This is a genomic window from Ruegeria haliotis (assembly GCF_013377785.1).
GTDB lineage: Bacteria > Pseudomonadota > Alphaproteobacteria > Rhodobacterales > Rhodobacteraceae > Ruegeria > Ruegeria haliotis.
This window is the reverse complement of sequence record NZ_JABXWT010000015.1, coordinates 1-25,604: the sequence shown is the minus strand read 5'-3', so window position 1 is coordinate 25,604 and position 25,604 is coordinate 1. Positions and strand designations below refer to the sequence as shown.

Annotated in this window: 20 protein-coding genes and 1 tRNA gene; 11 read left to right on the top strand and 10 right to left on the bottom strand. The window is 56.8% G+C overall.

What is annotated here, in order from left to right:
• Positions 1 to 3: 3 nt before the first annotated feature.
• Both HW561_RS18670 and HW561_RS18665 read right to left on the bottom strand, forming a co-directional pair.
• Positions 4 to 1,365, bottom strand: a complete 1,362-nt coding sequence (locus HW561_RS18670) for a hypothetical protein (RefSeq protein ID WP_176866891.1) — start codon at positions 1,363 to 1,365, stop codon at positions 4 to 6.
• Between the two features lie 38 nt (positions 1,366 to 1,403).
• Complete coding sequence (locus HW561_RS18665) at positions 1,404 to 3,401, bottom strand: phosphatase PAP2 family protein (protein ID WP_176866890.1); 1,998 nt, start codon at positions 3,399 to 3,401, stop codon at positions 1,404 to 1,406.
• Between the two features lie 315 nt (positions 3,402 to 3,716).
• On the opposite strand from HW561_RS18665, the gene HW561_RS18660 reads away from it, so the two are divergent.
• The 9 genes from HW561_RS18660 to HW561_RS18620 all read left to right on the top strand — a co-directional run bounded on the left by HW561_RS18660 (position 3,717) and on the right by HW561_RS18620 (position 15,197).
• The gene (locus HW561_RS18660; RefSeq protein WP_176866889.1) at positions 3,717 to 4,418 is read left to right on the top strand and encodes a hypothetical protein; all 702 of its coding nucleotides are present in this window, start codon (positions 3,717 to 3,719) and stop codon (positions 4,416 to 4,418) included.
• Positions 4,415 to 5,731: an ATP-binding protein gene (locus HW561_RS18655; protein ID WP_176866888.1), complete on the top strand. Its 1,317-nt coding sequence runs from the start codon at positions 4,415 to 4,417 to the stop codon at positions 5,729 to 5,731. The genes HW561_RS18660 and HW561_RS18655 overlap by 4 nt, the downstream gene beginning before the upstream one ends.
• On the top strand, positions 5,721 to 6,677 hold the full coding sequence (locus HW561_RS18650) for an AAA family ATPase (protein WP_176866887.1): 957 nt from the start codon (positions 5,721 to 5,723) through the stop codon (positions 6,675 to 6,677). Before HW561_RS18655 ends, HW561_RS18650 begins: the two co-directional genes overlap by 11 nt.
• Positions 6,678 to 6,712: 35 nt before the next feature.
• Positions 6,713 to 7,957 carry a DUF58 domain-containing protein gene (locus HW561_RS18645; protein ID WP_328803305.1) on the top strand — a complete coding sequence of 415 codons (1,245 nt, stop codon included), beginning with the start codon at positions 6,713 to 6,715 and terminating at the stop codon, positions 7,955 to 7,957.
• On the top strand, positions 7,957 to 8,952 hold the full coding sequence (locus HW561_RS18640) for a stage II sporulation protein M (protein WP_176866885.1): 996 nt from the start codon (positions 7,957 to 7,959) through the stop codon (positions 8,950 to 8,952). The genes HW561_RS18645 and HW561_RS18640 overlap by 1 nt, the downstream gene beginning before the upstream one ends.
• Positions 8,949 to 9,842 carry an RDD family protein gene (locus tag HW561_RS18635; RefSeq protein WP_176866884.1) on the top strand — a complete coding sequence of 298 codons (894 nt, stop codon included), beginning with the start codon at positions 8,949 to 8,951 and terminating at the stop codon, positions 9,840 to 9,842. Before HW561_RS18640 ends, HW561_RS18635 begins: the two co-directional genes overlap by 4 nt.
• Positions 9,843 to 9,961: 119 nt before the next feature.
• Complete coding sequence (locus HW561_RS18630) at positions 9,962 to 10,759, top strand: hypothetical protein (protein ID WP_176866883.1); 798 nt, start codon at positions 9,962 to 9,964, stop codon at positions 10,757 to 10,759.
• Positions 10,760 to 10,937: 178 nt separating this feature from the next.
• Positions 10,938 to 11,873: an SMP-30/gluconolactonase/LRE family protein gene (locus tag HW561_RS18625; RefSeq protein WP_211198693.1), complete on the top strand. Its 936-nt coding sequence runs from the start codon at positions 10,938 to 10,940 to the stop codon at positions 11,871 to 11,873.
• Between the two features lie 138 nt (positions 11,874 to 12,011).
• On the top strand, positions 12,012 to 15,197 hold the full coding sequence (locus tag HW561_RS18620; RefSeq protein ID WP_176866882.1) for an ATP-binding protein: 3,186 nt from the start codon (positions 12,012 to 12,014) through the stop codon (positions 15,195 to 15,197).
• An 8-nt stretch (positions 15,198 to 15,205) separates the two neighbouring features.
• Here the strand turns inward: HW561_RS18620 and HW561_RS18615 are convergent, their stop codons facing one another.
• The 4 genes from HW561_RS18615 to HW561_RS18600 form a co-directional block, all read right to left on the bottom strand.
• Positions 15,206 to 16,603, bottom strand: a complete 1,398-nt coding sequence (locus tag HW561_RS18615; RefSeq protein ID WP_176866881.1) for a Dyp-type peroxidase — start codon at positions 16,601 to 16,603, stop codon at positions 15,206 to 15,208.
• On the bottom strand, positions 16,600 to 17,316 hold the full coding sequence (locus HW561_RS18610) for a hypothetical protein (protein ID WP_176866880.1): 717 nt from the start codon (positions 17,314 to 17,316) through the stop codon (positions 16,600 to 16,602). The genes HW561_RS18615 and HW561_RS18610 overlap by 4 nt, the downstream gene beginning before the upstream one ends.
• Before the next feature lie 4 nt (positions 17,317 to 17,320).
• Positions 17,321 to 18,334: a catalase gene (locus HW561_RS18605; RefSeq protein WP_176866879.1), complete on the bottom strand. Its 1,014-nt coding sequence runs from the start codon at positions 18,332 to 18,334 to the stop codon at positions 17,321 to 17,323.
• An 88-nt stretch (positions 18,335 to 18,422) separates the two neighbouring features.
• Complete coding sequence (locus tag HW561_RS18600; RefSeq protein ID WP_176866878.1) at positions 18,423 to 19,472, bottom strand: patatin-like phospholipase family protein; 1,050 nt, start codon at positions 19,470 to 19,472, stop codon at positions 18,423 to 18,425.
• Between the two features lie 263 nt (positions 19,473 to 19,735).
• Between HW561_RS18600 and HW561_RS18595 the strand changes: the two genes are divergently transcribed.
• Positions 19,736 to 19,825 (top strand) — tRNA-Ser (locus HW561_RS18595).
• A 361-nt stretch (positions 19,826 to 20,186) separates the two neighbouring features.
• On the opposite strand, the gene HW561_RS18590 is transcribed toward HW561_RS18595, so the two are convergent.
• The 4 genes from HW561_RS18590 to HW561_RS18575 form a co-directional block, all read right to left on the bottom strand.
• Positions 20,187 to 21,212, bottom strand: a complete 1,026-nt coding sequence (locus tag HW561_RS18590; protein ID WP_176866877.1) for a trans-3-hydroxy-L-proline dehydratase — start codon at positions 21,210 to 21,212, stop codon at positions 20,187 to 20,189.
• 14 nt (positions 21,213 to 21,226) lie between these two features.
• On the bottom strand, positions 21,227 to 22,477 hold the full coding sequence (locus HW561_RS18585) for an NAD(P)/FAD-dependent oxidoreductase (RefSeq protein WP_176866876.1): 1,251 nt from the start codon (positions 22,475 to 22,477) through the stop codon (positions 21,227 to 21,229).
• A gap of 63 nt (positions 22,478 to 22,540) precedes the next feature.
• Positions 22,541 to 23,473, bottom strand: a complete 933-nt coding sequence (locus HW561_RS18580) for a 4-hydroxyproline epimerase (protein WP_176866875.1) — start codon at positions 23,471 to 23,473, stop codon at positions 22,541 to 22,543.
• Positions 23,464 to 24,423: a dihydrodipicolinate synthase family protein gene (locus HW561_RS18575; protein ID WP_176866874.1), complete on the bottom strand. Its 960-nt coding sequence runs from the start codon at positions 24,421 to 24,423 to the stop codon at positions 23,464 to 23,466. The genes HW561_RS18580 and HW561_RS18575 overlap by 10 nt, the downstream gene beginning before the upstream one ends.
• A 511-nt stretch (positions 24,424 to 24,934) precedes the next feature.
• Between HW561_RS18575 and HW561_RS18570 the strand changes: the two genes are divergently transcribed.
• Entirely contained in the window at positions 24,935 to 25,123 is a 189-nt protein-coding gene (locus HW561_RS18570; RefSeq protein WP_176866873.1) for a hypothetical protein, read from the top strand.
• Positions 25,124 to 25,604: the final 481 nt, after the last annotated feature.

Genomic DNA, 25,604 nt, shown 5'->3' with positions numbered 1-25,604 from the left:
AAATCACCCATCCCGCCGCCGCACGACATCAGAACCAACGCCTGGTGAGGATTCGCACTGGTCTGCAAACTCTGAGATCTGCTTGCACCGTTCGGTTCCGGGAAGTCCGCATATAATCCCACCTGGTTCGACCGAGGGGATTTCAACGAACTCGACCTTCGTGATCATACGTGGCTTGGCCGTGGCCTTCACCAGCGGACCGACCTGAATCAAATGCGCCAGACAATACCCCGATATCGGTCGCGCCGAAGCCCCCGTGCCCAAGGTGACTTCGTCCAGAAACCGAGGATCATCATCGCCGGGCCCAAATTCAAGCCGCATCGGCATCTCTTCGGACCCACGCGAAAACCGTAGCCAATCGACCGGCACTTCGGTCTGATCAATAAACAGATGGGACGTGGGAAAAGCCTGCATATACATGCCAAGCGGATCAGCAAACGCGATTGCGCGACCCTGCGGCGGGTCAGAGCCCTCGATAAAGGCCAGATTATATACGCCTTGAGCAGCCCGCGAGACAGCGTTGCGGCAGAAAAGATCCTGACGATTGCCAAAGGCGAATATCTCGTCCAGACGCGCGCGCCGTCTCTTGCCACCGTCCACCACAAAATAGGGGAAAGAGCTAAAATGCATGGCAAAAGCCAGATCATTCAACCCGTTCATGCCTTTGGCCATGAACAATACATGCTCGATATTCAAAGGATGCTCGGGCGGATGCTCGCGGCCCGCACCCACCAGACGCCGGTGGAAACAGGCTACGCGCGCCGAAATCTCCAAGGTGTTCCAAGCCTCGGGTGTCATGCCGAACAGCTCGTTCGAACTATAGGTGCGCCGTGTAATGGTTGCGACCGCGTTCAGGAAATACTCCAGATCGAACACGGCCATGGTCATCCACCATTCCATCAGCTCGGTCGTGGCGATAAAGCGCTTGGGGCGTAACCTGCCGCTGTGATCGGGCCGCATGACCAGCGCGTATTCAAGGTATTCATTGTGCAGTTCGGCCCGACTGGCCCAACCCAGATCCGACAGCCGCGCCGCCAGATCTTCGCCCAGACAATCCAAAGGTTCTCGCGGGTTACCCGGCCATCTGAAGCCGGCAGACGTCTGTCCGTCGTCGATATCGCGTGGGTCCGCTACCAGAAAAGGACTAACACCGTGACCATCAATCACGGTCTTCAAACGCGCATTCCAGGCCGCCAAGGCAGCCTCGCTGACGCCCTGATCGGCACAACCCGGCGATTGATAGACAGACATCTCAGTATTCCGTTCGATTGCAGGAAAATGCGGCCGCAGGTCCGGTCGTCTGGACCAGTATCCATCCGGAGCCGCCATGACGGCATTTGCGGGGCTCGAACTAAGATTTGTCATATCGGTCTGCCCGCCCGAACCATAGTGCCACACATCGCTCACCACCCCGCCTGTTCCGGCAGGTGACGGGTCCACCACATCTCGGGCGTACTGTTTCGGATGCGGATTTCGCTGCCCTGATTGCCGTTGCCAACGATGCTGAGGCAGTCGCCGTCAAAGGTTTCAAGCGACATACTGACCGCGTCGGAACAGGTGGCCGTCTGCTCGGCCAGAATACCAACCGCGATCCGCTCGCCCATGCGAACGCTGTCGAAATAATCGCTGTAATAGTTCACCCCGGCCATGTTGCGCCCGATCGCGATATTCGCAGCCAGCTTGTTCAGTTCACCATTGAGCGTGAGGCTGTGCACATCGTCCCCTGCCCGTGATGCGTTGACCAACGTCTGACCACCAGGGGCCGGCACATACACCCCCTCTGCCCCGGCATCCGCCAGTGACACACGAGTCCCATCCGCCGTATGCGTTCGGAAAAAGGCTTTGAGAATCGTGACGCAGGCCCCAGCAACCGCCGCGTGACCGGCACCATAGGCGGGGGTCATTGGCGATCCTTCGGGGAAGGCCATCGGCAACAGCAGATTGCGATCATTGCTCGGCAGTCCTTTGTGCGAATTCGCATTATGCGAGAAGCGTTTCTCGTCCGGCGCAGCGGCAACAGCGTCAATCAGACTGAACCCATCGCAAGTGGCGCTTTCCAGTCTGCTCAGATGTGCCTCTGCCAACCGCTCTGCCGTTCCAAGTACGGCGCCATGGCCATTTGCCACCAGGCTGGCCACGCTGCCCAGTTTTTCCGGACGGGCGCGATTGTGGATCTGGAAGGTTTGGCACTTGATGGCGCGCAGGGCCCGGGTCGCAGTTTCTGCCAAAAGAGTCAGGATGTTTGACCCGCCCAAAGTTGCAAACGGGCCGCACAAGCCCAGATGGCCAGGTTCCGGCAGGCCTTCGTCGGTGGCAGTGCCCCAGTTGAGCATCAAAAGGCAGGCATTGAGATAAGCCTGATAAATCGTGTCGAAATGCACAAAAGTTGCAAGATCACGGGGCGTTTCGATGAACTTCAAACCATCAGATGTAAAAGCCTGTTCGCAGGTCGTATCGGCCCCGTTTTGCACGTCCAGCCATTCGGCCCAGTCGCGCAGGTAATCGACGCCAACCGCTTGTGGCGCGATCCGCTGATCAATCCCTTGCGCGCCAAACGGGACCATCCCGGCCACGGGCGCAGCCTGAGCCATCACGAACTGATCTGAGGGCAGCCGCGTGAGTGTTGTTTCACCCCCCACCAGAGGATCGTGACCTTGCAGCAGAAACTGCGACAGATACGGCCCCTGTGCACAACCCTGGCTCGAACCGCGAAATAATGTTTGCGATGTCAGTGCGCCACCATCCCGAATTCGACGAGCTGCGGATACTTTGCTTATTTCCTGACCATTAGCATCCTTAGGGGACGCGTTGGGCTGGAACCAAGGCATTTGGCCCAGCGCATCGGTCACCTTGTCAGCATCTTCGGATCCACCGCGGATGGTCTCGAAAGGAACATCACGCAGATGCGCCATCGCATAAACCTCAGCCATCTCTGCGGCCAGCTCATCCGAGCCCAACCGCGGCGCAGGCGCTATACCCACTACACTTGCGTCGGACCCTTCGAGCCCGAACTGCTGACCCGAGATCGGCCCCTCCCACGCGCGCCACCTGAAATCGCGACCATCGACACTTGCCTTGGTGCGAAATGGCCCGGAATACGCGGGCATGTCGAACAAGGCGATCCGGTTGCCTGTGTTGTCTGTGTAGGTGGGTTCGGCGACTTCTTCGAAAAATTCGGTATAGGCCTGCGCATCGACAACACCATGGGCATCGTGCGCAAGGCCTTTCGAAAAGTTCGTGGGCCATGTCCCCGCGAAAGTCTCGGACTCGCCATTGTTAGCCGTTATGATTGCCGCAGCGCGTTTTACTACTGCAGCAGCGCGGCGTCGGCCGGGGTCTGGCGCATCGGTGGAAACTTTTGATTTCGGCAACGGCTGTATGAACGCAGGATGTTGCGACATGGTGTCCTCCTTATCGACACAAGAGAGGTCCCATGGGGGCGTTACCGGATCGTGACCGATAGCACTGAAGCATCTATGTGATTGATATTATTTGTTTTTAGGAAATATCCGATCACTGATCAAAGTCACAGCAGAGAGAATCACAATTGCGCGCCGGGATTTCGGACCCGATGGGTCCGGCGGTCGTCGGGAAGTCACAGCACGGCAACAATCCGAGTCGGGGAACACGCATTCAGCGCTGCGGCTTAGTCAATCATTGCGTGAATTCCACCGAGGTTGTTGCGTGCAAAACGAGAGTGATCTATCGGTAGCGCAATGCGTTTTTTTTTTGTGGTCCTGATCTCTCTGTTCTGTCTGTGCGCACTGTCATCCGTCAGCGCACAAGAGGTCGAACTGTCCCGACCCGATATCAGCGCTTCTGGTCAGGGATATCTGAAAGCCGTCAGGTATCGGGGGATTGACACCGATGTTGTGTATTTTGACCCCACACAGCCGGCTCCGCCCCTCGATACGGAATTTACACCGGACGCGGGACAGTCTCGTACGGTTACAGTCGACAATCAGTGGGTGGTGGGGATCATTTCTGCGGTCGTGCTCATTTTTCTGATCGTGTTTGTTTATTTTGCCGCAGGCAAGACGTCGGTGTCCTTGCGATCGTCATCCGAAAATGCACGGCGGAAAGCCCGGCTTTCCTCATCCCACCAAGAGATGGCCAACGGAGAAATACCTGATCTGGAAGCCATCCTGAAACTGGGCAATCGCGATCTGGCCGTCATTGGTCTGGCGCAACTTGCGCTGTCCCGCTGCCTGACTGCCAACGAAGTGCTGTTCAAACGCAGCTGGACACATCGTGAAGCGCTGCGCAGCTTGCCGCAAAGCCTGTGGTACATCCCGGACCTTCGTGCCCTGGTTCTGGAAAGCGAACGGGTGAATTTCGGCCACCGCTCGATCAACGAGGGCGATTTCGACGCATTGATTTCGCGCATTCGACCGATCCTCCGAAAGGTGGGAACATGACCGACACAACCGGGTTTCAGCCCGAGGATCGGATACGTCTGGACTGGATCGTCATCGGGGTCGTGGTGGTGCTGTGTGCCGGAATATTCCTCTATCTGCTTGCGGGGCGGCAATACGCCCTGCGCGACTCGGCCAGCGGGTTTGACGGGCTGGAGTACTGGCTCAACAACCAGAGCCACACAGCCCAGAGCTTCACCGGAGGGTGGCCGTTGGATCGCAGTTCGGTCGGGCTGCTAATCCAACCGATTTATGACACAAACCCCGGCAGCGACCGCGACGTGGCGCAGACCAAAGAGGACCTGCTGCTCCAGACGGATGAATTCGATCAGGACGTTGCGGTCATCCGGGAAAAGGCGCAATCCGTACCCAGCCTCATCATTCTACCGAAATGGCGTAGCGGCATGCGGCTGACGGGTTTTGGCCATCCTTTCCTGATTGCGCCACGCGCGGATGTTCAGGCGCTGCTGCACCAATTGGCCGGGATGGATGTGGGGCAAGTTTTCCACGCACACACGCCATTTTCGGAATACGCCCTGACGTCAGACCCGGATGAATCCCTGCTGGCGCGTATCTACGCAGCACAGGTTTTCGAAGGCCGAGGATGCGTGCCCATTTTGGGCAGACCCGGTGCAATGGTGCTGGGCCTATGCCCGTTGCCCAGCGAAGGTGAGCAGGATCAGGTCTATGTCCTGTCCGATCCCGATCTTCTGAACAATCACGGGCTAAGCCTTGGGGACAATGCCTGGATCGCCGCACAGCTTTTGCCGGACATCGCGGGCGAGGGCCGGATTGTCATTGATTACAGCGATCAGAACTGGCTAACGGAATCGGAACAGGTGATCGAACGCGAACGCACTTGGGAAGACCTGAAGCGTTTGTTCCAGCCGCCGTTTCTTATCTTGTGGATCGGCTCTGGCATCCTGCTGATTCTTGCGATCTGGCGGGGCGGTATTCGCAACGGACCTGTCCATGACCCTCAACCTATGTTGGGTACGGGGAAACGGACGGCCAACAGGGTTCGGGCGCGGCTCATGCGGTTGACGGATCAGGATGGGGCCTTGCTGACGGATTTCATTGATACCCGGCTGCGGGCCCACGCGACCGCAACATTCGGAACCGCACACAAAATAGCAGGTCGCCCCGAAGTGGCTTACCTGAACTTCGTCCGCGCCCGACACCCTGATCTCGCGCAGCAGCTGGAAGAATTGATCGATACGATCCGGGCATTGCCCGCGCATCTCAGCGCCGCTGACGCCATACCTTATGTAGACCAATTTGAACTGATACTGGAGCAACTTGCCGATGACGCTTGATGAATTGTTCGCCCATGCCGAGGCCCTGCGAGCCGAGATCGGCAAAGTTGTCCAAGGCCAGCACGAGGCGATCGACTTGTTGCTTACAGCACTGTTCGCCCGCGGGCACGTTCTGCTTGAGGGGCCTCCGGGTACGGCCAAAACGCTGTTGGCGCGTAGCTTCGCGGGTGCGCTGAATCTGCAATTCGGGCGCATTCAGTTCACGCCGGATCTGATGCCCGGTGATGTTCTGGGCACCTCGATCTACAATTTTCAAACCAGTGAGTTTGTACTGACCAAGGGCCCGGTCTTCAGTCAGATCCTGCTGGCGGATGAGATCAACCGCGCCCCGCCCAAAACGCAGGCCGCCCTGCTGCAAGCGATGAACGAGCGTATGGTGACGATCGATGGAACTGACCACTCGCTAGGCTCGGAGTTCATCGTTGTCGCGACGCAAAACCCGATTGAGCAACAGGGAACCTACCCCCTGCCCGAAGCTCAGCTTGACCGATTTCTGTTCAAGGTGAACCTGACTTTCCCGCCCGAAGATATTGAGCTGTCGATCCTGCGCCAGCACGCCAATGAGCCGCTGGATTTTCTAAGTGCAACCCAGAGCGTCAATGCCCTTCTGGATGCTCAAACCATGGCTGCGGCGCGTCGGTTGATCGATGGCATCGTGCTGGACGATGATATTCTGGCCTATATCCTCAGACTGGTGCGCGCCACCCGCGACAATGCGGATATCGCATTTGGCGCATCAACACGGGCAGCGGATGCCATTGCGAGTGCAGCCCGCACCGCTGCGGCCTTGGCTGGGCGCGATTTTGCCATCCCGGATGACGTCAAGAACCTGATCATCCACGCCCTGCAGCACCGGATTGTCCTCAGCCCTTCGGCCGAGATCGAAGGGCGCGGTGCGCGTCAGGTCCTGGAAAACATCCTAAATCAGATCGAGGCGCCCCGCTGATCCGTCCTACGCCCATAATGCTGGTCGCCGCCTGCGTGGCGCTCGGTTTGTCGCTGATTGCCGTCGTCGCCGGGGACGCAACGCGCCCGGCCGCGGGATGGCCGTGGGTCCTGCTGGGCCTGCTGGCAGCCTGCGATCTGCTGCTGTCCTGGCCGCGCAGGCGGGTGGTCACCGTAGAGCCCCTAAGCGACGTGTTCGTGGGTGAGGAAAACCAGATCGAGTTGACCGTCAATCCCGCCGCACCTGACATGCGCGGTGAATTGGACTGGCCCGACGGGCTGCGGGGGCCAAAGGACTTCAATTTATCCGAAGGACGCGTGCAAATCCCTTTTCGTGCAACCCGGCGCGGCACATGGGTGTTTGCAAACCTGTGGCTAACCTGGTCCTCTCGCCTGCGGCTGTTCGAGTTCGTTCCCAAGATGGGTTTTGACCTTCAGGTCGCAGTGGTTCCCAACATCCGCCGGGTGCAGTCGGGCGAGATTTCGACAACCGTTCAATCCAGATTGTTTGGCGTCAAGGAAAACCGCGTCATTGGGGAGGGAACCGAATTCCACCAACTGCGTGATTTCGTTCCCGGAATGGACGCCAAATCGATTGACTGGAAACGGTCGGCCCGGCACCGTTCGTTAGTGGCGAAAGAGGTGCGGGCCGAGCGCAATCATCACGTGATCATCGCGCTCGATAACGGCTACCAGATGCGCGAGGAAATCGCAGACCTGCCAAAGATCGACCATGCCATCACTGCCGCTCTGGCAACCGCTTGGGCTGCAGCCATTGGCGGAGATCTTGTTGGGTTATACGCCTACGACGCCCAGCCCCGCCTATTTCTGCCCCCCGAACCGGGCCGCACCGCCTTTGCCCGGCTGCGCAGCCGCACGGCCGAGTTGAGCTATGAAAGCGTTGAGACCAACCACACTTTGGCCATGACCGAGCTGAACGCGCGGACGCCCAAACGCAGCCTGATCATCGTGTTTTCAGACTTCGTCGATACCATCTCGGCCGAGCTGATGGTCGAAAATGTGAGCGTTCTGGCAAAACGGCATCTGATCGTGTTTGTGGCGCTGCGCGATCCGATCCTGGAGGCACAGGTCAACCGCGCGCCTCAAGATATGAACGGCGTGGCGGAAACCGTGTCTACCGGGCAATTGCTGCACGAACGCCGCCTTGTCCTGGAACGCCTGCACCAGCTGGGCATCACCGTCATCGATGCGGAACCGGGCGAGATTTCGACCCGCCTGATCTCGACCTATCTGGAAATCAAAGCGCGGGAGATGATCTGATGTCCAACGCTGATCTGATCCGCTCAGCGCGGTTCCGGCAAGAGCGCGAAGGTGACTGGCGCAGGCTGTCGGACCTTGTCGACAAGGCCGAAGGTCAGGGCCTGCATCGCATGAGCTTTCAGGAGGCGCGCGATCTGGCAGATCTCTATCGTCAGGCGACGACCTCATTGTCTATCGCGCGTGAAATTTCGCTGGATCGGGGCCTTCTTGACTATCTCGAGGCATTGACCAGCCGCGCCTATCTGTGCGTCTATGCCCCGCAACAACGCCTTGGCGGGATCATCCGCAGATTTCTGACCACGGGCGGGCCGCAAGCGATGCGCGCCTCGTGGCGGGTCATACTGATGGGATTTCTGTGCATGACGGCAGGGGCGGTTGCCGGGTATTTCTTTTACTTCGATAATCCCGAATGGTTCTACGTCTTCATGCCGTCTGAACTATCCGGCGGTCGCGGTCCGGACGCGAGCACCGAGTTTTTGCGGGCGAGTATCTATGGCGAAGACTCCGGGTCGGGTCTGGGCGCGTTTGCGACCTATCTGTTTTCACACAACACCCGCATTGCCATATTCGTCTTTGGTCTTGGGGCGTTCTTATGTGCGCCGACTATTTTGTTGGTCTTTTATAACGGCCTGATTCTGGGCGTGTTCTACGCCTTGTACATCGATCGGGGATTGGGCTGGGATATGTTCGGCTGGCTTTCCATTCACGGCGTGACTGAGCTATCGGCGATTTGCATCGCCTGCGCGGGTGGGTTGAAACTGGGCCTTGCTGTCCTGTTTCCCGGACATCAAACGCGGCGGGCTGCGTTGCGCGCAGCAGGTCACGACGCGGTCAAGCTGGCACTGATCGCGGCGATGATGCTGGTGGTCGCGGCGCTACTCGAGGGGTTCGGGCGCCAGCTGATCCAGGATCGCACGACCCGCACTGCTGTAGGTTGGGGCGTGGGCGGTTTGTGGCTGTTGTGGTTCGCATTGGGCGGGAGAAAGCGACCATGACCCGGCCTGCATTGGATCGACTGCTACCGCCCGAAGGGGTGCCGCTCTATTTTCGCATCGCGGGCGTTGGCGTTCGAACTGCCGCGCAGTTCACCGACCTGTTGATCACCGGCATTGGTGCGCTGGCGGTTTTTCTTTTGGTTCTGGCGTTGGATATCGTCTCTGCAAATACTGCGATCGCGATTGCTGCGATGCTGTTCTTTTTCATCCGCATTCCGTACTACGCCGTGTCCGAGCTGATCTGGAACGGGCAGACAATTGGCAAGCGCCTGATGAAGATCAAGGTCGTTTCGGTAGATGGGCAGGCCCTGACCACGCAGTCGCTGGTCGTGCGCAACCTGATGAAAGAAGCCGAGATCTTTCTGCCAGGCACACTGATCCTGACACTGAACGCCGAGGCATTGCTGCCTTCGATCCTTGCACTGCTGTGGGTGATGGGCGTACTCGCCGTGCCGCTGTTCAACCGCCGTCGCCAGCGTCTGGGCGATATCATCGCGGGGACTTATGTGATCCATCTGCCGAAACCGATCTTGCTGCAGGATATGTCCAAGGCTGTCCGCCCTCCATCAGCCGCCCAGCCGTCATTTCAATTTCTTTCATATCAGCTTGAGCATTATGGCGCGTTCGAGTTGCAGACACTCGAAGGGGTTTTGCGCAGCGCAAACCGAGCAAAAGGACCGGACGCATACAAACGTCACAAAGAGACGCTGGCTGCAATTGTCGCACAGGTCCGGCGCAAGATCGACTACGCCGATCCCGTGCGTCCTGAGGATCAGCAAGCCTTTCTCGAAGCGTTTTACAAAGCCCAGCGCGCGTTCCTGGAACAGCGCCAGCTGTTTGGTGACAAACGAAAAGACAAGCATCATGCTATTCAGTCCGATCAGGGATAAGGTCTGTTGTTGCTGTTTTACCCAAACGGGAAGGCATCGGAATCTTTCTGCTTGCGGATGATAGCGGCTGCGCGGCCTTATTGGCCAAAGAACAAAAATTCTTGATTTAGGAATTCGATATGACAGATACAGTAAACCCCGACCTGCACGTACCATTTGGCGTTGGCGCGGTCATCAGCGATACATTTTCAATCTTCTTCAGGAAGATCCACCTTGTCATCCTGTTGGGTTTCATACCTGCGCTGGTCGATGTCATCGTAAACACATATGCCGTCGACACCTCTTTCGATATCGCCCCTGGCGCAGAATTTGACGGGGCGGGGTTTGCTTCCACCCTGATCGTCACTCTTCTTGTTTCATTGGTTGCTACCGCGATCACAACTGCGATGGTCATTCAGTTGTCTTACGACGCAAAACTTGGGCGCCCTGCACAAGTCGGCCGCTACTTTGCCACCGCTCTCAGCAATCTTCCTGCAATTGTGGTCCTGTCATTCGTGGTCGCAATATTGATCATGATCGGCATGCTACTTTTGATCATACCAGGGGTCTGGCTATACGCCGTATTTGCCGTTCTGGTCCCTGCGATCGTGATCGACCGAGCTGGCTTTGGCGCAATGAGACGCAGCGCGAATCTGACCAAGAATTACCGTTGGCCAATCGTTGGAACATTGTTCCTAATTTTCCTGTGCATCATTCTGGTCTCAGCCGTCGTTGGGTTCATTTTCGTGGCTCTCCTCGGCGACTTCTCGGTCTTGCAGACAGCGACACCGACGCTTGGACCATGGGTATTGGCCGAAACAGTGCTGAACGCGATTGCCTACGGCTGGGCGAGCGTCGCGGTCGCGATGATCTTTGCCCGCCTCAAAGAGATCAAAGAAGGCGTCAGCGTCGCAGACCTTGCGGACGTCTTCAAATAAACGTCAATTCGCGTCCAACCTGCGGCAGCTTATCCTGCCGCAGGTTTTTTTGTGCCCGAAGACATCATTGATTCAGGACAAAGCTTGACCTTCGGACCCTCCGGATTCGAAAGTGGCGTATTTTCATCATCATAGTTAAATAGAAAGCTTGGCGACAGCAGGCTGAGGGAGAGGCAACATGGCAATGGAACTGGAACTGGAACTGGAAGAAATGTGCAGCGGTCTGGGGTTTCCGGAAGGCCCCGTGGCGATGAATGACGGATCGCTGCTGTTCGTCGACCTCAAGGACCAGACCCTTGCGCGACTTGGAACAGACGGTCAGGTCAGTGTGGTTGCCGAAATCCCCGGCGGCCCGAATGGCGTCGCCATCGGGCCGGACGGCGCGGCCTATGTCTGCAACAATGGTGGTGTCTACAGTTTTGTGCCCTATGGCCCGGATCAGATCATCGTCCCCGCTCCGATACGTCCGAATTATGTGGGTGGATCCGTGCACCGGGTCGATCTGACCACCGGTAACGTCACGCAACTGTTCGACTCGTATGAAGGCAAGCGTCTGATCGCACCCGACGACATCGTATTCGACAGCGCCGGTGGGTTCTGGTTCACCGACACCGGGATCGAAGACGAAGAATCGACGCGCTATGGTGGGCTGTACTATGCGACAACAGACGGGAAAACGCTGATCAAGGCCGCGACAATCCCGATGCCGAACGGTGTCGGGCTGTCACCGGATGGAAAAACCGTTTACGTATCCGACACAGTGTACGGCAGGCTCTGGGCCATGACGATCACTGGCCCGGGTCAGGTGGAACCCGGCCCGATCCACGGGATGCCCGGCAATGTCGTGCAAACTCTGCCGGGGTATCAGTGGCTGGATAGCCTCAAGGTCGAGGAAGACGGTCGTATTTGCGTCGGTACATTGTTCAACGGCGGCATCACTGTCTTCAGTCTGGATGGCACGACCGAACATGTGGCCATCCCTGACCTGTTCACAACCAATTTGTGTTTTGGCGGTGACGACATGCGTGACCTGTGGATCACAGCCTCAAGCACAGGAAAAATCTACAAGACACGGTGGCCGCGCCCCGGTCTGAAGCTGGAATACACCGCCTGAAGCATCAACTGCGGCGACAACTGTCAGGTCTGACGCCGCAAAGCGTGACATAATAGCTGGTTTTTGACTGTGCCTTTACGGCAAGTTGTCATCAAAAGCTGGCGGGACACCACAGGGTGTTGTAAACCGTTTGCTGATATGGGGGACAACACGGTAACAACAGCTGGACGACAGTTGGATCTGGGGCAAAAGCGCCAGGTCTCTGTGCTGTTTGCTGATATGGTCGGATACACTGCGATTGTCGCCGATCTCGGTGAAGAGAGATCGCTGGAATTTGTTCGCCTGGTGTATGAAACCCTCGTTGGTGCCGTTGAAGAACACGGCGGCACAGTACGCGATTTTGCCGGCGACAGTATCATGGCATTGTTTGGGATACCTGATGCTCTGGAAGATCCAGCATTGCGGGCCTGCCGGGCGGCGATGTCGATCAATGCTTCTTTTGCCGCAGCGGCCGATGACATCCAGACCCGGTTCGGCGTTCGGCCCGTCATGCGCGTGGGTATCAGTTCGGGCAATGTGTTGATGGCTGCAGTACAGGGTGCGGGCAGCCCGGCAACTGCCGTGGGTAGCACGGTGAATCTGGCCTCTCGCATTGAAAACCTGGCGGCACCCGGACATACGCTGATTTGCGATACAACACGCAGCTTGGTCGAGTGGGTAACCGATCTTCGCTTTTTTGGTGAACATCAGGTCAAAGGTTTGTCAGCGCCTCAGAAACTCTGGGGCCTTCAGGCCATTCACCAAGAGGCGACCCGGTTTGACGCCTCGGTCGCAAAGGGCCTCAGCAGCTATGTCGGGCGTGATACCGAGCTGAAGGCAATGTCCACCGCCTTGACCCAAGCGCGCAGCACTCTGTCCGTCATCGACCTGGTGGCCGAGCCGGGTTTGGGTAAAACACGTCTGGTCTTTGAGTTCCTCCAGCGTATTTCGTCTGAGAACACTCTGGTAATGACTGGCTATTGCTTTGCCGACGGCCAACAGACTCCGTACCTGCCAATCCTGGAGATTCTCAGAAACACTTTTCAGATCCGTAACCGGGACGATCCGGCCAAAGTGGCACAGAAGCTGGAAGCGGGTCTGCAGATGTGGAACCTGTATTCCCCGGAAAATCTGGGCTTGTTGCTCAACCTGCTGGGGCTCACCCCCCCGGCAGGTGCGCTTGACGGTCTTGACGGCGTCCTTATCGGCCTGCGCACACGTAAGCTGTTACCGGTCTTGCTGAAGGCCAGATGCGCGCATGAGAGGGTTATCCTGCTGTTCGAGGACAGCCACTGGATCGACAGTGCATCCGAAGAGCTGTTGCGTAACCTGGTCGAAAACGACGGTCTGGAAAATCTGTTGATCATTCAGACGCGGCGCCCGGAATACACACCCGAATGGCTGGACCATGTCGGCGTGACGACCGTGGCTCTGAAACCGCTCGGCCCTGATGAGTTTGCACATTTGGCGCAGACCCGACTGGGTGTCGACGCCTTGCCAGATGGTTTGGCGCAACAATTAACCGAGCGTGCCGGAGGCAACCCGCTTTTTGGCGAAGAAATCCTGAGCTTTTTGCAGGATCAGGGTGCTTTGCGTGTTGAAGGCGGCAGAGCATATCTCGACACTGAACTGATCGAAACCGGGTTGCCCGCCAGTATGCGCAACCTTCTGACCGCCAGAATCGAACGATTGCAGCCGGAAGACCGCGACCTGTTGCAAGCTGCGGCCATCATCGGTCGTCGGTTCGATCCCGGTTTGTTGTCGCAACTGGTCGACGATGCCGACAGCACTGGCGCGGCCCTGCAGAGGCTGCAGGCGCAGGATGTCCTGTACCGCGAACCGAACTCGTCGGACTACGTTTTCAAACATGTGCTGTTACGCGACTCAGTCTGTCAGAGTCTTGTTTCAAGCCGCCGGGCCGAATTACATCTGGCCATTGCCGACACACTTGAGATGCGTAACGCAAATCGTCTGCAGGAAGCCGCAGAGACCCTTGCGTTCCATTACGCTCAAACGGATCGGACAGATCAGGCTTTTCGCTACAGTGCCATGGCCGGGGACAAAAGTCTGGGGGTCTACTCACTGGACGAAGCCAACGGGTATTTCGTCTCGGCGCTTGAACTGTACCAAAATGACCCAACCTGCGCCACGAAAGAGCAGTTTGCTGCGTTTCTGGCCAGTTTCGCGCTCTGTGCGAATATTTCGTTGCGCGTCAAGACTATCATCGAGCTGGCAGGAACGGTTCGGCCAATCCTTGAACAAGTCGGTGACAACCCGCATCACGCCCTGTTCCTGCACCATTACGTGTCTTGTCTTGTGTGCAACGGCAAATACCGCGAGGCCCATTGGGTCCAGCAGGATCTGACCGCCATGGCCGAGCGTCTGGGCGATGCGGCGTCGCGGGTTTATGCCATGGTGAATGAACTATCGGTTTCGATCTATTTCTCGCCGATCGAAAATGAGCTCTTTGACGCGAAAAGACGCGTCATAGAAGCCGAGCTTGAAAAGATTGATGATGCGTACATCCATAATTTCTTTCTTGCCACGGTTGGCTGGAATGAACTGACACGCGGACGGGTCGCACGGGCGCATGCAACCTCGGACCGGATGATCGGAGTTGGCACCTCCAAGAACGACCCGCGATCCCTGGGCTATGGGACCGCAATGAAAGCCCTGATCGCGATGGTTACCGATGATTATGAACTGGCGCTGAACATGGCGGAAGAGGCGCGCAAGGCCTCACAGGTCGAATTTGAACTGGCTATCGCCGAGGCGGCCAGGATCGGCGCACTGGTACCGCTTAAGAAACCGGATGCCATCGCGACCGTGCAACGCCACATTCACACCTGTGATGAAAAGGGTTGGACCTTGTTCACAATGGGTCCGGCAACCATGTTGGGTGTGGCTTATGCGCTGAATGGGCAAATAGCGGACGGTCTGCGCCAGATCGAAAACACCATCCAGAAACGAACCGACGAGGGCACAAAGGTCTCTGCCGATTGGGCCCGGTTGTTCCTGTGCGAGATGTATCTGGCCATTCTGACCGGCGAAGGTGGCGGGTCCCTCGGCGTTCTGCTCGGGAATCTGCGCTCGATCGTCCGGGTCATGCTGTTTGGTGAAAAAGAGCTGATCGCGATGATCGAAAAGGTGCGGCAGAACCCACAATTCGACGACAAGGGACATTACATCGCCCGCTGCGACATGATTATGGGATTGCTCTACAAGGCCCGGAAAAAGAAGCTGCTGGCCATCGAATACCTGACCAAAGCCCGCGTCATTGTAGAAACTGCGGGCCGGTCACCGATGCTGACACGGATTGATCAGGCGCTGACCGAATTAAGCTGACGTTTGCCTTAATCCGTCAACTCGGACAGGTATTTGATGGCAGCCAGACTTGGCAGGAACGTATAGGCCCCTCCGCGCGTGAAGATCAGTCGGGGAAACCCATAGAGACGGATTGAATCGCCGTCAGACAGTGTCATGTCAAACCAGCTGGTCTCGGGCGTGTTGGCGCCCAGCAGCGGATCGTTCGCACCGGTGATGTTCGGATCCTGCAGGCCCAGATTGATCCAGTCGCACATTACTGCCTCGAACTGGGCGGCGATATTGGCGCCGATGAAACTGCCCAGCAGCCCGCGTTCGCGACTATCAGGATTCCGGGGGTCGAAATCCGGACCATAAGACATACCACGCCGCACCAGCCGTCGCGTGTAATTGGCAATACGCTGAACGATCGGACCACCGCGCGGGTTGCCACGACGCAGGTGCGATCCAGCCGGGCAGCGCGACGCATGTGTGTAGTCGAAATTGGTCGGTGAGACCTCGGTCTCGGGGAATTGCGCATCCGGCGACAACTCATACGGAACGCCATTGCGCCAGCGCCCGCACATCTGCGCGGCGACCACCTCACGCAGGGCGCCGTGCATGTCCAGATCTTTGCCGATCAGATCCAGCCGATCCGGGTTCGCCAGCAGGTGTTTCTTGGGGTGATCCATCAAGGTGGACGCGGCCGCGTCCAGATAAGCCTCAAATGCCGCCGCATCCTGTTCCAGCACCCGGAACGCATTGAACGATCCATTGAACCCCAACTCATGCGGCGTGGGCACACGATACAAGACGCCTTCCTGCTTGGTCGGATAGCCCAGCAAGGCCGTTCCCAGTGGGTCCATCGGCTCGTCCACATCCTTCATGTCCGGGTCGATGACATGCTTGAACCGTGGCTGCGAAATGCCGTCGACATAGCCGAAGAACACCTTGCCATCGGGCAGGTTACGCCCGTTGCGTACACCCAGCACAGTAAAAGCCTTGGCGACTTGTGCTTCGATCTGATCAAGATGTGCTTCATCGTCCGCGTGAATCGATGCGATCAGATGCACCCGGTCGGGCTGATCAAATGGCGCGGGCCAGTTTTCCGGCGCGCTCTTGCCGAAATCACCAATCTTGATCGCGCGCTTGGTCATGCCGTGTTTAAATTCGGTCGGGAAGGTGTTCAGGTGTTGCGAAGGGGTGCCCAAGGCACGCAATCCTTCGAACGTAATGCCAATGTTAAAGCAAAAGGGTGGCCTGACCTTCCACGTTACATCGCGCGTGATGGCTGGGACGTCGGTGCTGCTGCCGTCAACAGCGGCTGCCAAAAACCGCCGTGCGGTTACCTTGTCGGTCACCTCAAGGATCAGATGGCGCACGAAATCGCGGCGATAGCCCCGCAGGATGTTGCCCTGAATGTCGGCGAGATTGAAAGTCGTATTCACCAGCCCTGTCCAAATTTCTGGCGCACTTGCGCCGCCGAAACCCCGGGATAGGCGCGATAACCGCCCCCCAATGAAATGTTGCGATTTGCGTGCAGCTGCAGAACGAACTCGCGCGGCAACGACTCGAGCTTATGTGGCGGTTTGTTCGGCGGCAGTCCTTTGGCCGCATCCTGCAAACCAAACAAATCGGTCGCGAAATCCGGCGCCTGGAACAGATCATGTTCCTGCACCCAGTCAATGAACTCTTCGACATTGTGCTCGGTTGGGATCAGATGCTCTGCTCCTTCCACCAAAGAGATGACGTCATTGAACACACTGCCGATTGTGGTGATAAAATCACGGATGTAGTTGCTGAAATCCCCGTCATAAACAGAGATCATACAAATTTTGTCGTCAATCAGCAGAAACCGGGCAAAGTGAACTGTACCGACATTGTCGAGCCCGGCAAAAACCTCTTCTACGTTTTGCGCGACGGCCAATGTCGCACGCGCGCGTCCAGCTGGCGATGGATCTTTGAGCGGCATGATCAGGTTCATCATGCGTTGAACGTTTTCGCTGGGTTGCGGGGACGGTCTGGGGCCACCCGGCAACTTTGGTTTTGGGTCCTTCCAGATCCAATAGGGAACCACGACATAGCGCGAAAGGAATTTGAACCACCCCCGTTCGGGCAGGCTATTGACGTAGCGATTAAACCAACTGTTCTGACGTGTCATGCTGTTACCCCTGCGAGAATGGGCAGGGCGTTGCGCTGCGCCGTTCGCTTGAGATTTTGTACGAATCGATGCGGATTTTAAGCACTGGATCCTCCGAAGTTTCGATACCTTCAGTCAAAAGACCCGGATTAAAGCTGAGCTTTTCGGAGTGTTCAATTTGATCTTCCGGTACAGCATTCACCGTCAAGGTCCCCATCATGATCCGCTTGCGATGCGGCGGCCATGGGCGTGATGAGTTATTGAAATCGTCGCCAACCTCGCCAACCGCCATCATCAGGGAAAAGCGTGCAGGTTCGGATGCCAGACGGCCTTTCAGCTCTTGCCTAAGATAGTCATCAACCGGAGGCAGGTTCGGATTGGTTTTCAGGACACCGGCAATCGGTTGCCAGGAAAAGCGAACCCAGCGCCGTGTTTTGTCCGCACCGGTAACAACGAATGTGTGAACTGCATGATAAGATTCGCGCACATAACTAACCGGAGCGCCAATTTCCGCAGCGTCCAGAACAGCCAACTGCGCATGCGGATTCTGATCGGCAAACTCGATGGCCCCTTCATCCGGACTGATCGTCTCCCCCGGATAGGGATCGCGTTTTGGCAAGATCACTTGCAACAGGTTGAAGATTTTCTGCCAGGGCGTTTCGCCCTTATAGGGCTTTGGCTTTGCTCCCTCGGCAAAGTTCAGAAAATCCTCGGGCGTGGGCGAAAAGAATTCGGGCAGTGTCATGGCGATCAGGTCAGTGTCACTTCCATCTGACAGGTGAAACCGAACTGCCAAACCGCGCACGTCCGACCAGCCGTCATGCGCTGTTGCCGCCCCCGAACCGTTCGAGAAACGCACGGAGACGTTTGTTCGCTTTTCTCTGAAATGCTGGGCAATGCAGAAGTTACGGGCGATCGGCGAAGGCTTGAAATACCCTGTTGCGCCAATCCCAATCGTATGAACCGGCCGCAATGCGCGATCGCCATCGGGGCGATGCAACACCTCTACCAGTTTCTCGGCAATGCCGGATTCCCCCATGTCCACCCCCCTGGCGCACGTTTAAACTTTTATTAATCTATTAACTAAATCTTAAGCACTATGTCTACAGGCGCAACCTTGTCCTTGCCTACCATTTACGAAGTAGATTGACGGCCTTTTCCCAGTGTTCAGTTTGTTTGCTGGCTTGGAATGCCATATCCATCATATCGTAGGATTCGGGCTTGTGCGTAGCCAGTCCCACGACCTTGGGCAGGGGTGGATTCAAACGAACCAATCTGTCCTTCAATACCAGATGCGCCATCCAGTACTGGTTTTCCGCCGAGGTGGTCAGCAAAAGCTCAATCAACGCCCCCTTGGTCGCGTTTGACGTGATGCCGAACCATTTGAGCAGCCCCCAGTCATCCGGATTCTTGATCATCTCTTCCGAGATGTCCGTAGGTTGCTGACCCGTACCGATAGACAGCGCCTCGATCTGGTCCAGCCCACCTGCCCGTTCCGCAGCAATGGCAACGTTGATCCCGTTCATCACCGGATTATTGGCAAACGTTCCACCATCAGCAAAATAGCCATAGTCGACGCCGCCCGCAGTAATAAGGTGCGGTGGAAAGTAAGTCGGCGCAGCCGAGCTTGCCATGGCAACGTCCAACAGTTTGACCGCTCGCATATCCAACCAGTTCTCGTGTTCCAAATCCTGGTTTGTGACAGTAAAGGGCGACCAGCCTACTTTGTCGCTTCGATGCAGGCACACAGTGTTGACTGCCAGAACAAGTTCAGGATCCAGCGAATCCAGCGTCCGGTCCCCGACGAGGGCTTGACCGATTTCAGCAAGGCCGGACGAGTTATATTGGGCGGCGGTAATGCCGGGCCCTCCGCCCAGTTTGAGTTTCCTCAGAAATTCATCGACGGCCTTGTCCAGAAATGTGCGTTCGTTTTCCCGAAAAATCCTGTCTGCATCATCGCGGTAAAGCACAGTCAGATCCCGGATTAACGCGCCCAAATCTTTGCCTTGCGACCGACCATCAGCCAGGGCGACTGCGATCAGACCGCCAGTTGACGTGCCCGCGAAGCCATCGGCCTTGTCCAGAAACTGCGTTTCATCTTGAAGGCTCTGCAGGATCAAACATGTCAAATACCCTCTAATCCCGCCGCCATCGCAGGAAACCAACTTGAATGCCATCAGACCCGCCCCATTTACTCACTTCCAGTAGCGATTACCTATCGAAGTCACCATTCGCACAACACTGCAAAAAGTGTTCGAGCGTTCGCACTGACTGCTTCGTCACTTTCGTTGGTTCTTATCATGAAGAAAACGAAACGCCGTGCAAGATTACTTGATCGGAATTGCCGCCCGTCTTTGCCAATCGCGCGTATGCAGAAAAATGCGCAGGCTTGAAAAATCGACCTTGTATCTCGGTGACATGCACGGATATACCCGTCGGCGGAGACGTGGCCGAGTGGTCGAAGGCGCTCCCCTGCTAAGGGAGTAGGCCCGGAAGGGTCTCGAGGGTTCGAATCCCTTCGTCTCCGCCATCAAACCTGTGCAAGCGCCTGACAACAAGTATAATTCAATATCAAGCGGATGGTGTTCTCACACTTTCTCCCACGTCTTGTTGTTTATTGAGCTGTCTGGGTTTTCTCCTGTTGAGCGCCTAACTTGATCTCCAGTGGCGCGCCAAGGCTTTAAGAGATGGCGACCATTTCCATTGCAGATGCACTGGCTACCGAGGGGCGTTTACAACTGAATGGTTACCCCAGAGCTATTTGAAATAGAGCGGTTGCCCAAACACTGATATGACCGGCAACAGCGTACACGGCCGCAATCAGGAAGCAGCAGGAACTCGTGATCCAGGGCGTCCAAAACCTTTGCGGACGCAAGCCTGCACCGTTACCTTCACACGCCCCAGGTATCCGACAACCGGTATCCGCTGGGCCAGGGGTCGTCAGGGTCCAGCATATGTTGATGAATGCCTGTGATCCAACCGCGACCGCTTATCTCGGGTACGATGGCCGCGCGATCACCCACCCGCGCACTGTCGAGGATTCGACCCGTAAAGCGTGAGCCGATAATCGATACGGCCTCAAAAGTCTGTCCGGGTTTCATTTGACCCTTTGCGCTCATCAATGCCATCCGGGCTGAAACAGCAGTCCCTGTTGGTGACCGATCGACCTTGCCGGGCTGTATAGCCACAGCGGATTTGCCCGTCAGACCGGTTTCAGTTTCGTCAAGCGGACCACAAAACGCGCAGAACGAGATGTGATCCCAGTCCGGATTTTCGGGATGTGTAAACCCAAGCTGTTCGTTGGCCGCATTGGTGATTGTCACGCCCAGTCGGGCAATATCTCGGGCTTCGTGTTCAGCGATGTCAAATCCAAGGGCTTGCGCATCGACCACCACGAAACTGTCCCCACCATAAGCCGTATCCACGGTGATTGATCCCAGCCCCGGAACCTGCAGCGGCACCGACAATTTGTCGACGAAGCTGGGCAGGTTTTGGACGAATATGCGTTCCGCTTTGCCATTCCTGCATTCCGCACGCACCCGAACCAGCCCGCCCGGAGCCTCGAGCACCATATGTGTTTCCGGCTCTTGCATCGGAATGATCCCACCATCCAGTAACACAGTAGAAACACAGATCGAGTTTGATCCGGACATGGGGGGCGTGTCCTCGGGCTCCATGATGATCCAGGCGGCATCCGCTTGGGGGTGTTTCGGAGGCACCAACAGGTTCACGTGACGGAACACGCCGCCGCGAGGCTCGTTCAATACGAAGTTTCTGAGTGTTTCGTCCTTGGCGATAAAAGTTCTTTGCGCCCACAGGGAGTCACCCGGCGGCGGGGTGACACCGCCGACTATGACGTCACCGACCTCACCCTCGGCATGGGCTGAAATCACGTGAATGGTCTTGCTGCTGCGCATGGGCGTTCTCCGGATCAGAACCGTGACGAGGCAAAGGGTGACATGTCAATGACCGGTGGCGCACCCATCGCAATATCCGCGACCAGTTCTGCGGTTCCAGCCGATTGCGTCAGGCCCAGATGGCCGTGACCAAACGCATAAAGAACCTGCGGCGCCTTGGTTGACCTATCAATGACTGGCAGACTGTCAGGCAAGGAAGGCCGGAATCCCATCCATTGCTTGCCGCCGCTGGTGTCGAGGTCAGGCAGGAACCGAGCTGCCTTGGCCAAAAGCGCGTCGGCACGTTTGTAATTCGGGGCCAGATCCAGCCCGCCTAGCTCGACAGCGCCGCCGACGCGGACACCGCCATTTATCCGCGACACAACAAAGCCGTGCCCACCAAAAGTCAAATGTGTGCGCAGGTCAAATGCACTCGGAGGCAGCGTCGTGTTATAGCCACGCTCAGTTTCCAGAGGGATACGGTCGCCAAGGTGTTCGGCCAATCGGTGAGACCACGCCCCGGCGGCCACAACCACCTGCCGGGCCGATATTTCACCGGCTGTCGTATCGACAACCACGCCTGCATCCGTAGGGGTCAGCGCCATGACCTGCGCTACTTTCACTGCTCCGCCTCGGGCAAGGAATTGCGACGCCAGATGATCCGTCCACTTTTTCGGATCGACGGTGTTGAGCCATGTGGGCGTGAACCCGGCGTGGGTAAAGCGGGGATTCAATCCGGGTTGAATCTCGGTAATGGCATCCGGGCTGCGCAGCAACTCAAAGGGAATACCCAGCTCTTTGCGAATATCCCAAGTTGGGAGGCTGGCGCAGAACTCTGCTTCGCTTTCATAAAGTTGCAACTGACCATCACGTTGCATCATGGGCTCGCCCGTCACATTCGCGACCTGCCGTTCCAGAGCCGCGCGGCAGTGATCCATGAGAATGGATTGAGCATTGATTGAAGCTGCGTAACGGTCACGCCAGCTTGCGCGCCAGAACCTAAACATCCATGGCGCGATCTTCAGCGCATATGACGGGGGCACCGACAAAGGTCCCAAAGGATCCAACAACCATTTTGGCGCCTTGCGCAGGATCCCCGGTGCGGCCAATGGCTCGATTTCGGCAAATGCAAAAGCACCGGCGTTCCCTTGCGATGCGCCGGCAGCAACTCCTTCACGATCCAGAACACAGACGTTGCGGCCACGTCTTTGCAGCTCGAGCGCGGTGCTGATGCCGATGATACCAGCACCGATCACCAAGACATCGTTCTCTGATTCAGACTGCATATTTATGATCCGCCCAAGAATGAAGCTCGCAGAGGCCGATACCAGATCGGCCTCACGTTAGTATCAGTCAAAGATTCCTAATCGAAACGGATCATTCTCGGCAAACATAAGTTTACTTTCGGCCATGATATGAGCTTGCCCGGTCAGCGAGGGGATGACACCGCCCAGAGATCCCGGCTGATAGGACAACCGATAGGGGCTGCCGATCACACTTTCCTGTATGATCTCTTCACCCGGCGCCAGGCGCCCCTCGGCGGCGAGGCAGGCCAGCCTGGCCGAACTGCCGGTTCCGCAGGGTGAACGGTCATATTGATCATCCGGGCACAGCACAAAATTCCGGCTATTAACGCCCACATTGGGAGAGATCCCCTGACAGATAACGTGATCGACTGGCTCTCCATTTTCTCCGCCAATCCTTTGTGTATTACATGCCTCGCGGATCGCGATCGCCAAATCCGTCAATTGACGGATATTGTCGGGTGTTACTGGGATCGGGCTCGGGTCGACAATGAAGAACCAGTTGCCGCCATAAGCCACGTCGCCTGTGACTACGCCAAAACCTTCGGTTTCGACGGTAACGGCATGATGAATACGGCGACTCTCGACATTGGTGACGCGTACGGTGTTCTGGTCCAGCACCTCAATCGAAATCACACCTGCCGGAGTTTCGATCTTGTGGGTGCCGGTTCCGATCCGCCCCAGGTGGGTCAAAGTCACACCCAGACCTATGGTGCCGTGTCCGCACATCCCCAAAACCGCATCAGCGTCAAAATAAATGACACCTGTTTCGCAGGTGGGATCCTCTGGCTTGACCAACAATGCGGCCACCATGCCGGGCTGCCCGCGCGGTTCCAACAGGACGGACTTGTAGAAAGCCTTGTGCTCGGTGGCCAGTCGCCGGGCGCGTTCTGCCAGTGGGCCAGTCCCAAGATCCGGACCGCCGTCAAGGATGACCCGCGTCGGCATCCCCCCAGTATGGCTATCGATTACATGCATTCGGAGATGATACCGCCCTGACGGAACCAGTCAGAAAACCAGCTGCGGAACAAAGTGTATTGTTGTTCGCAATAATTGCGTTGTGCATCCGTCAGCTCGTCAGTTTCGTTGAAATGCAGGCGGTATTCTTCCTCGCCATTCAGCACCAGCAGATGCTTGTAGTAAAGAACAAGATCCGTGCCCTCGTCAAAACTGGCCAGTACGCCGAATGCCTCTTCCAGTTCACGCGCTCGGATACGGGCCTCGGGATGTCCGGCAGCGGCTTTCTGCGCCAAGGCGACCAGCAATAGCGCCTCCTTGGGCAGAGCCGTTCCTATCCCGGTGATCGCGCCGGTCGCCCCGCAATTCACGAAGCCATGGTAAACTTCGGTATCGACACCCACCATCAGCGTTACCTGATCGTCTTGTGACGTGATATGTTCCGCCGCATAGCGCAAATCGTCTTTGCCGCCAAACTCTTTAAACCCAACAAGGTTCGGATGCTCGGCCCGCAGGGCGAAGAACAGATCGGCCTTGGTGGCAAAGCCGTAAACCGGGCTATTGTAGATGATCGCCGGAACATCAGGGGCTGCGTTCAGGATTGCTTTGAAGTGGTTCTTTTGTGCAATCAGGGACGAGCCGCGTGACAAAACACGGGGTATCACCATAAGACCAACCGCGCCCACCTTTTGCGCGTGTGCAGCAAACGCCACAGCAGATTTCGAATTGATCGCGCCTGTACCAACCACGACCGGAATGCCAGCTGCGATCAGACGCTCGACGCCCTCCATCCGTTCAGCGTCGGTCAAAAGCGGCCAGTCCCCCATCGACCCGCAATAGACCACCGCGGACATGCCAGCCTGAATCATCTCAGCGCCCTTCTTCACGAGGGCACCGTAATCCGGCGTTCGGTCAGCTTTGCAGGGTGTCATCAAGGCTGGCATGGTTCCTGAGAAAATCGTCTTGGGCATTTTCGGTCTACTTTCATGACTGTTTCAGAGGGCGGCCACGCTTGGTTCAAGTTAATCCGAACTTGCGGGTTCGTGCGAACAAAGCATTGTTAAGATCTCAGTAAAACGACTCGACCCTCAGCATCATATCTCGACACATAAAGATTGGAGTCGCGAGTATTCTGAGCATGTCTCCCCTTTCAAAGACCTCTGTGCTGTGCATATGGGATATTGTATCCAATATGTCAAATCCTCACTACTCAGCAAGTGTGTTCTAATTTTTGGGCTGTGGCCTCGCAACGGGCGGGCTTGAAGGAGCGAAGCAGCACTTTCGCGAGTGCATGGAGGCTTTCGGTATCAAATACGTAGAAACGCAATTGCGAGCCGCTCGGGCAGATTTTGCCGTAGACTTGTTGGCCCCTGGTTTGGACCGGATCACGAAGCTTTGGTGGTGCCACCCGGCACCAAGGTTACGGAATACACAGGCGTTGATGAAACTGCGGCTGTATAGTTAAAGAAACGGAGGAACCACATGGCAAACAAGCGACCAAAACCGGAAGAGACTGCCTCGAAGTTGCGGCAGATTGAGATATTGATGGGCTCATCTGAGATTTTCTTGGCGACGGCGGCTTTTGTCCTGATCTGTCATTTCGAAAACCGCGAGATTTTGCGCTCGCGTCGAATGCCGGAAAGCGGGCTGCGACCGCAGCATCACGATTAGCAGATGGATGTCGGCTCTGGGCCGCCTTTGAACGTCACCGGCGGAAACGCACGCAAATGGGCACTTGGCGGCCAAGATGTCCAATACGGCTATCTCACCAAGTCACTTCAAATTTGCAGTCGGCCTAAGCCGATTTGTTCTGTGCCTTTTTGCCTGTCTTAGTTGGCCGCTCCCCATGTTGTCCGGCAGTGCCGTTGAGCGCTTGATGCCAAGCAGGCTTCTTGACAGGGTTTGCACCCGGGCGCCTTGCCTTGGGCTTTTTGGATTTAGGCATTGAGTGTCCTCTTTTGGTTTCAGGCAGGCATAGAAGGTTTGAGACCGGATTGATACCACCCAGTTCGGGCTTGGACATGATGTTAGGCAAGAGAGATCGAAGCAGTCCAATCGTACCTCCAGATGAAAACTGACCCAGCCCCCTGAAATCAGGCCCTTGAGGTGTTAGTAATCCGTCCAAGAAAAGGATGGATCATGAAACGCAGAT

Coding starts and splice junctions, on each gene's coding strand:
- HW561_RS18670 (WP_176866891.1), bottom strand. CDS start 1,365: ATGACAAATCTTAGTTCGAGCCCCGCAAATGCCGTCATGGCGGCTCCG.
- HW561_RS18665 (WP_176866890.1), bottom strand. CDS start 3,401: ATGTCGCAACATCCTGCGTTCATACAGCCGTTGCCGAAATCAAAAGTT.
- HW561_RS18660 (WP_176866889.1), top strand. CDS start 3,717: ATGCGTTTTTTTTTTGTGGTCCTGATCTCTCTGTTCTGTCTGTGCGCA.
- HW561_RS18655 (WP_176866888.1), top strand. CDS start 4,415: ATGACCGACACAACCGGGTTTCAGCCCGAGGATCGGATACGTCTGGAC.
- HW561_RS18650 (WP_176866887.1), top strand. CDS start 5,721: ATGACGCTTGATGAATTGTTCGCCCATGCCGAGGCCCTGCGAGCCGAG.
- HW561_RS18640 (WP_176866885.1), top strand. CDS start 7,957: ATGTCCAACGCTGATCTGATCCGCTCAGCGCGGTTCCGGCAAGAGCGC.
- HW561_RS18635 (WP_176866884.1), top strand. CDS start 8,949: ATGACCCGGCCTGCATTGGATCGACTGCTACCGCCCGAAGGGGTGCCG.
- HW561_RS18630 (WP_176866883.1), top strand. CDS start 9,962: ATGACAGATACAGTAAACCCCGACCTGCACGTACCATTTGGCGTTGGC.
- HW561_RS18625 (WP_211198693.1), top strand. CDS start 10,938: ATGGCAATGGAACTGGAACTGGAACTGGAAGAAATGTGCAGCGGTCTG.
- HW561_RS18620 (WP_176866882.1), top strand. CDS start 12,012: ATGGGGGACAACACGGTAACAACAGCTGGACGACAGTTGGATCTGGGG.
- HW561_RS18610 (WP_176866880.1), bottom strand. CDS start 17,316: ATGACACGTCAGAACAGTTGGTTTAATCGCTACGTCAATAGCCTGCCC.
- HW561_RS18605 (WP_176866879.1), bottom strand. CDS start 18,334: ATGGGGGAATCCGGCATTGCCGAGAAACTGGTAGAGGTGTTGCATCGC.
- HW561_RS18600 (WP_176866878.1), bottom strand. CDS start 19,472: ATGGCATTCAAGTTGGTTTCCTGCGATGGCGGCGGGATTAGAGGGTAT.
- HW561_RS18590 (WP_176866877.1), bottom strand. CDS start 21,212: ATGCGCAGCAGCAAGACCATTCACGTGATTTCAGCCCATGCCGAGGGT.
- HW561_RS18585 (WP_176866876.1), bottom strand. CDS start 22,477: ATGCAGTCTGAATCAGAGAACGATGTCTTGGTGATCGGTGCTGGTATC.
- HW561_RS18580 (WP_176866875.1), bottom strand. CDS start 23,473: ATGCATGTAATCGATAGCCATACTGGGGGGATGCCGACGCGGGTCATC.
- HW561_RS18575 (WP_176866874.1), bottom strand. CDS start 24,423: ATGCCCAAGACGATTTTCTCAGGAACCATGCCAGCCTTGATGACACCC.
- HW561_RS18570 (WP_176866873.1), top strand. CDS start 24,935: ATGGCAAACAAGCGACCAAAACCGGAAGAGACTGCCTCGAAGTTGCGG.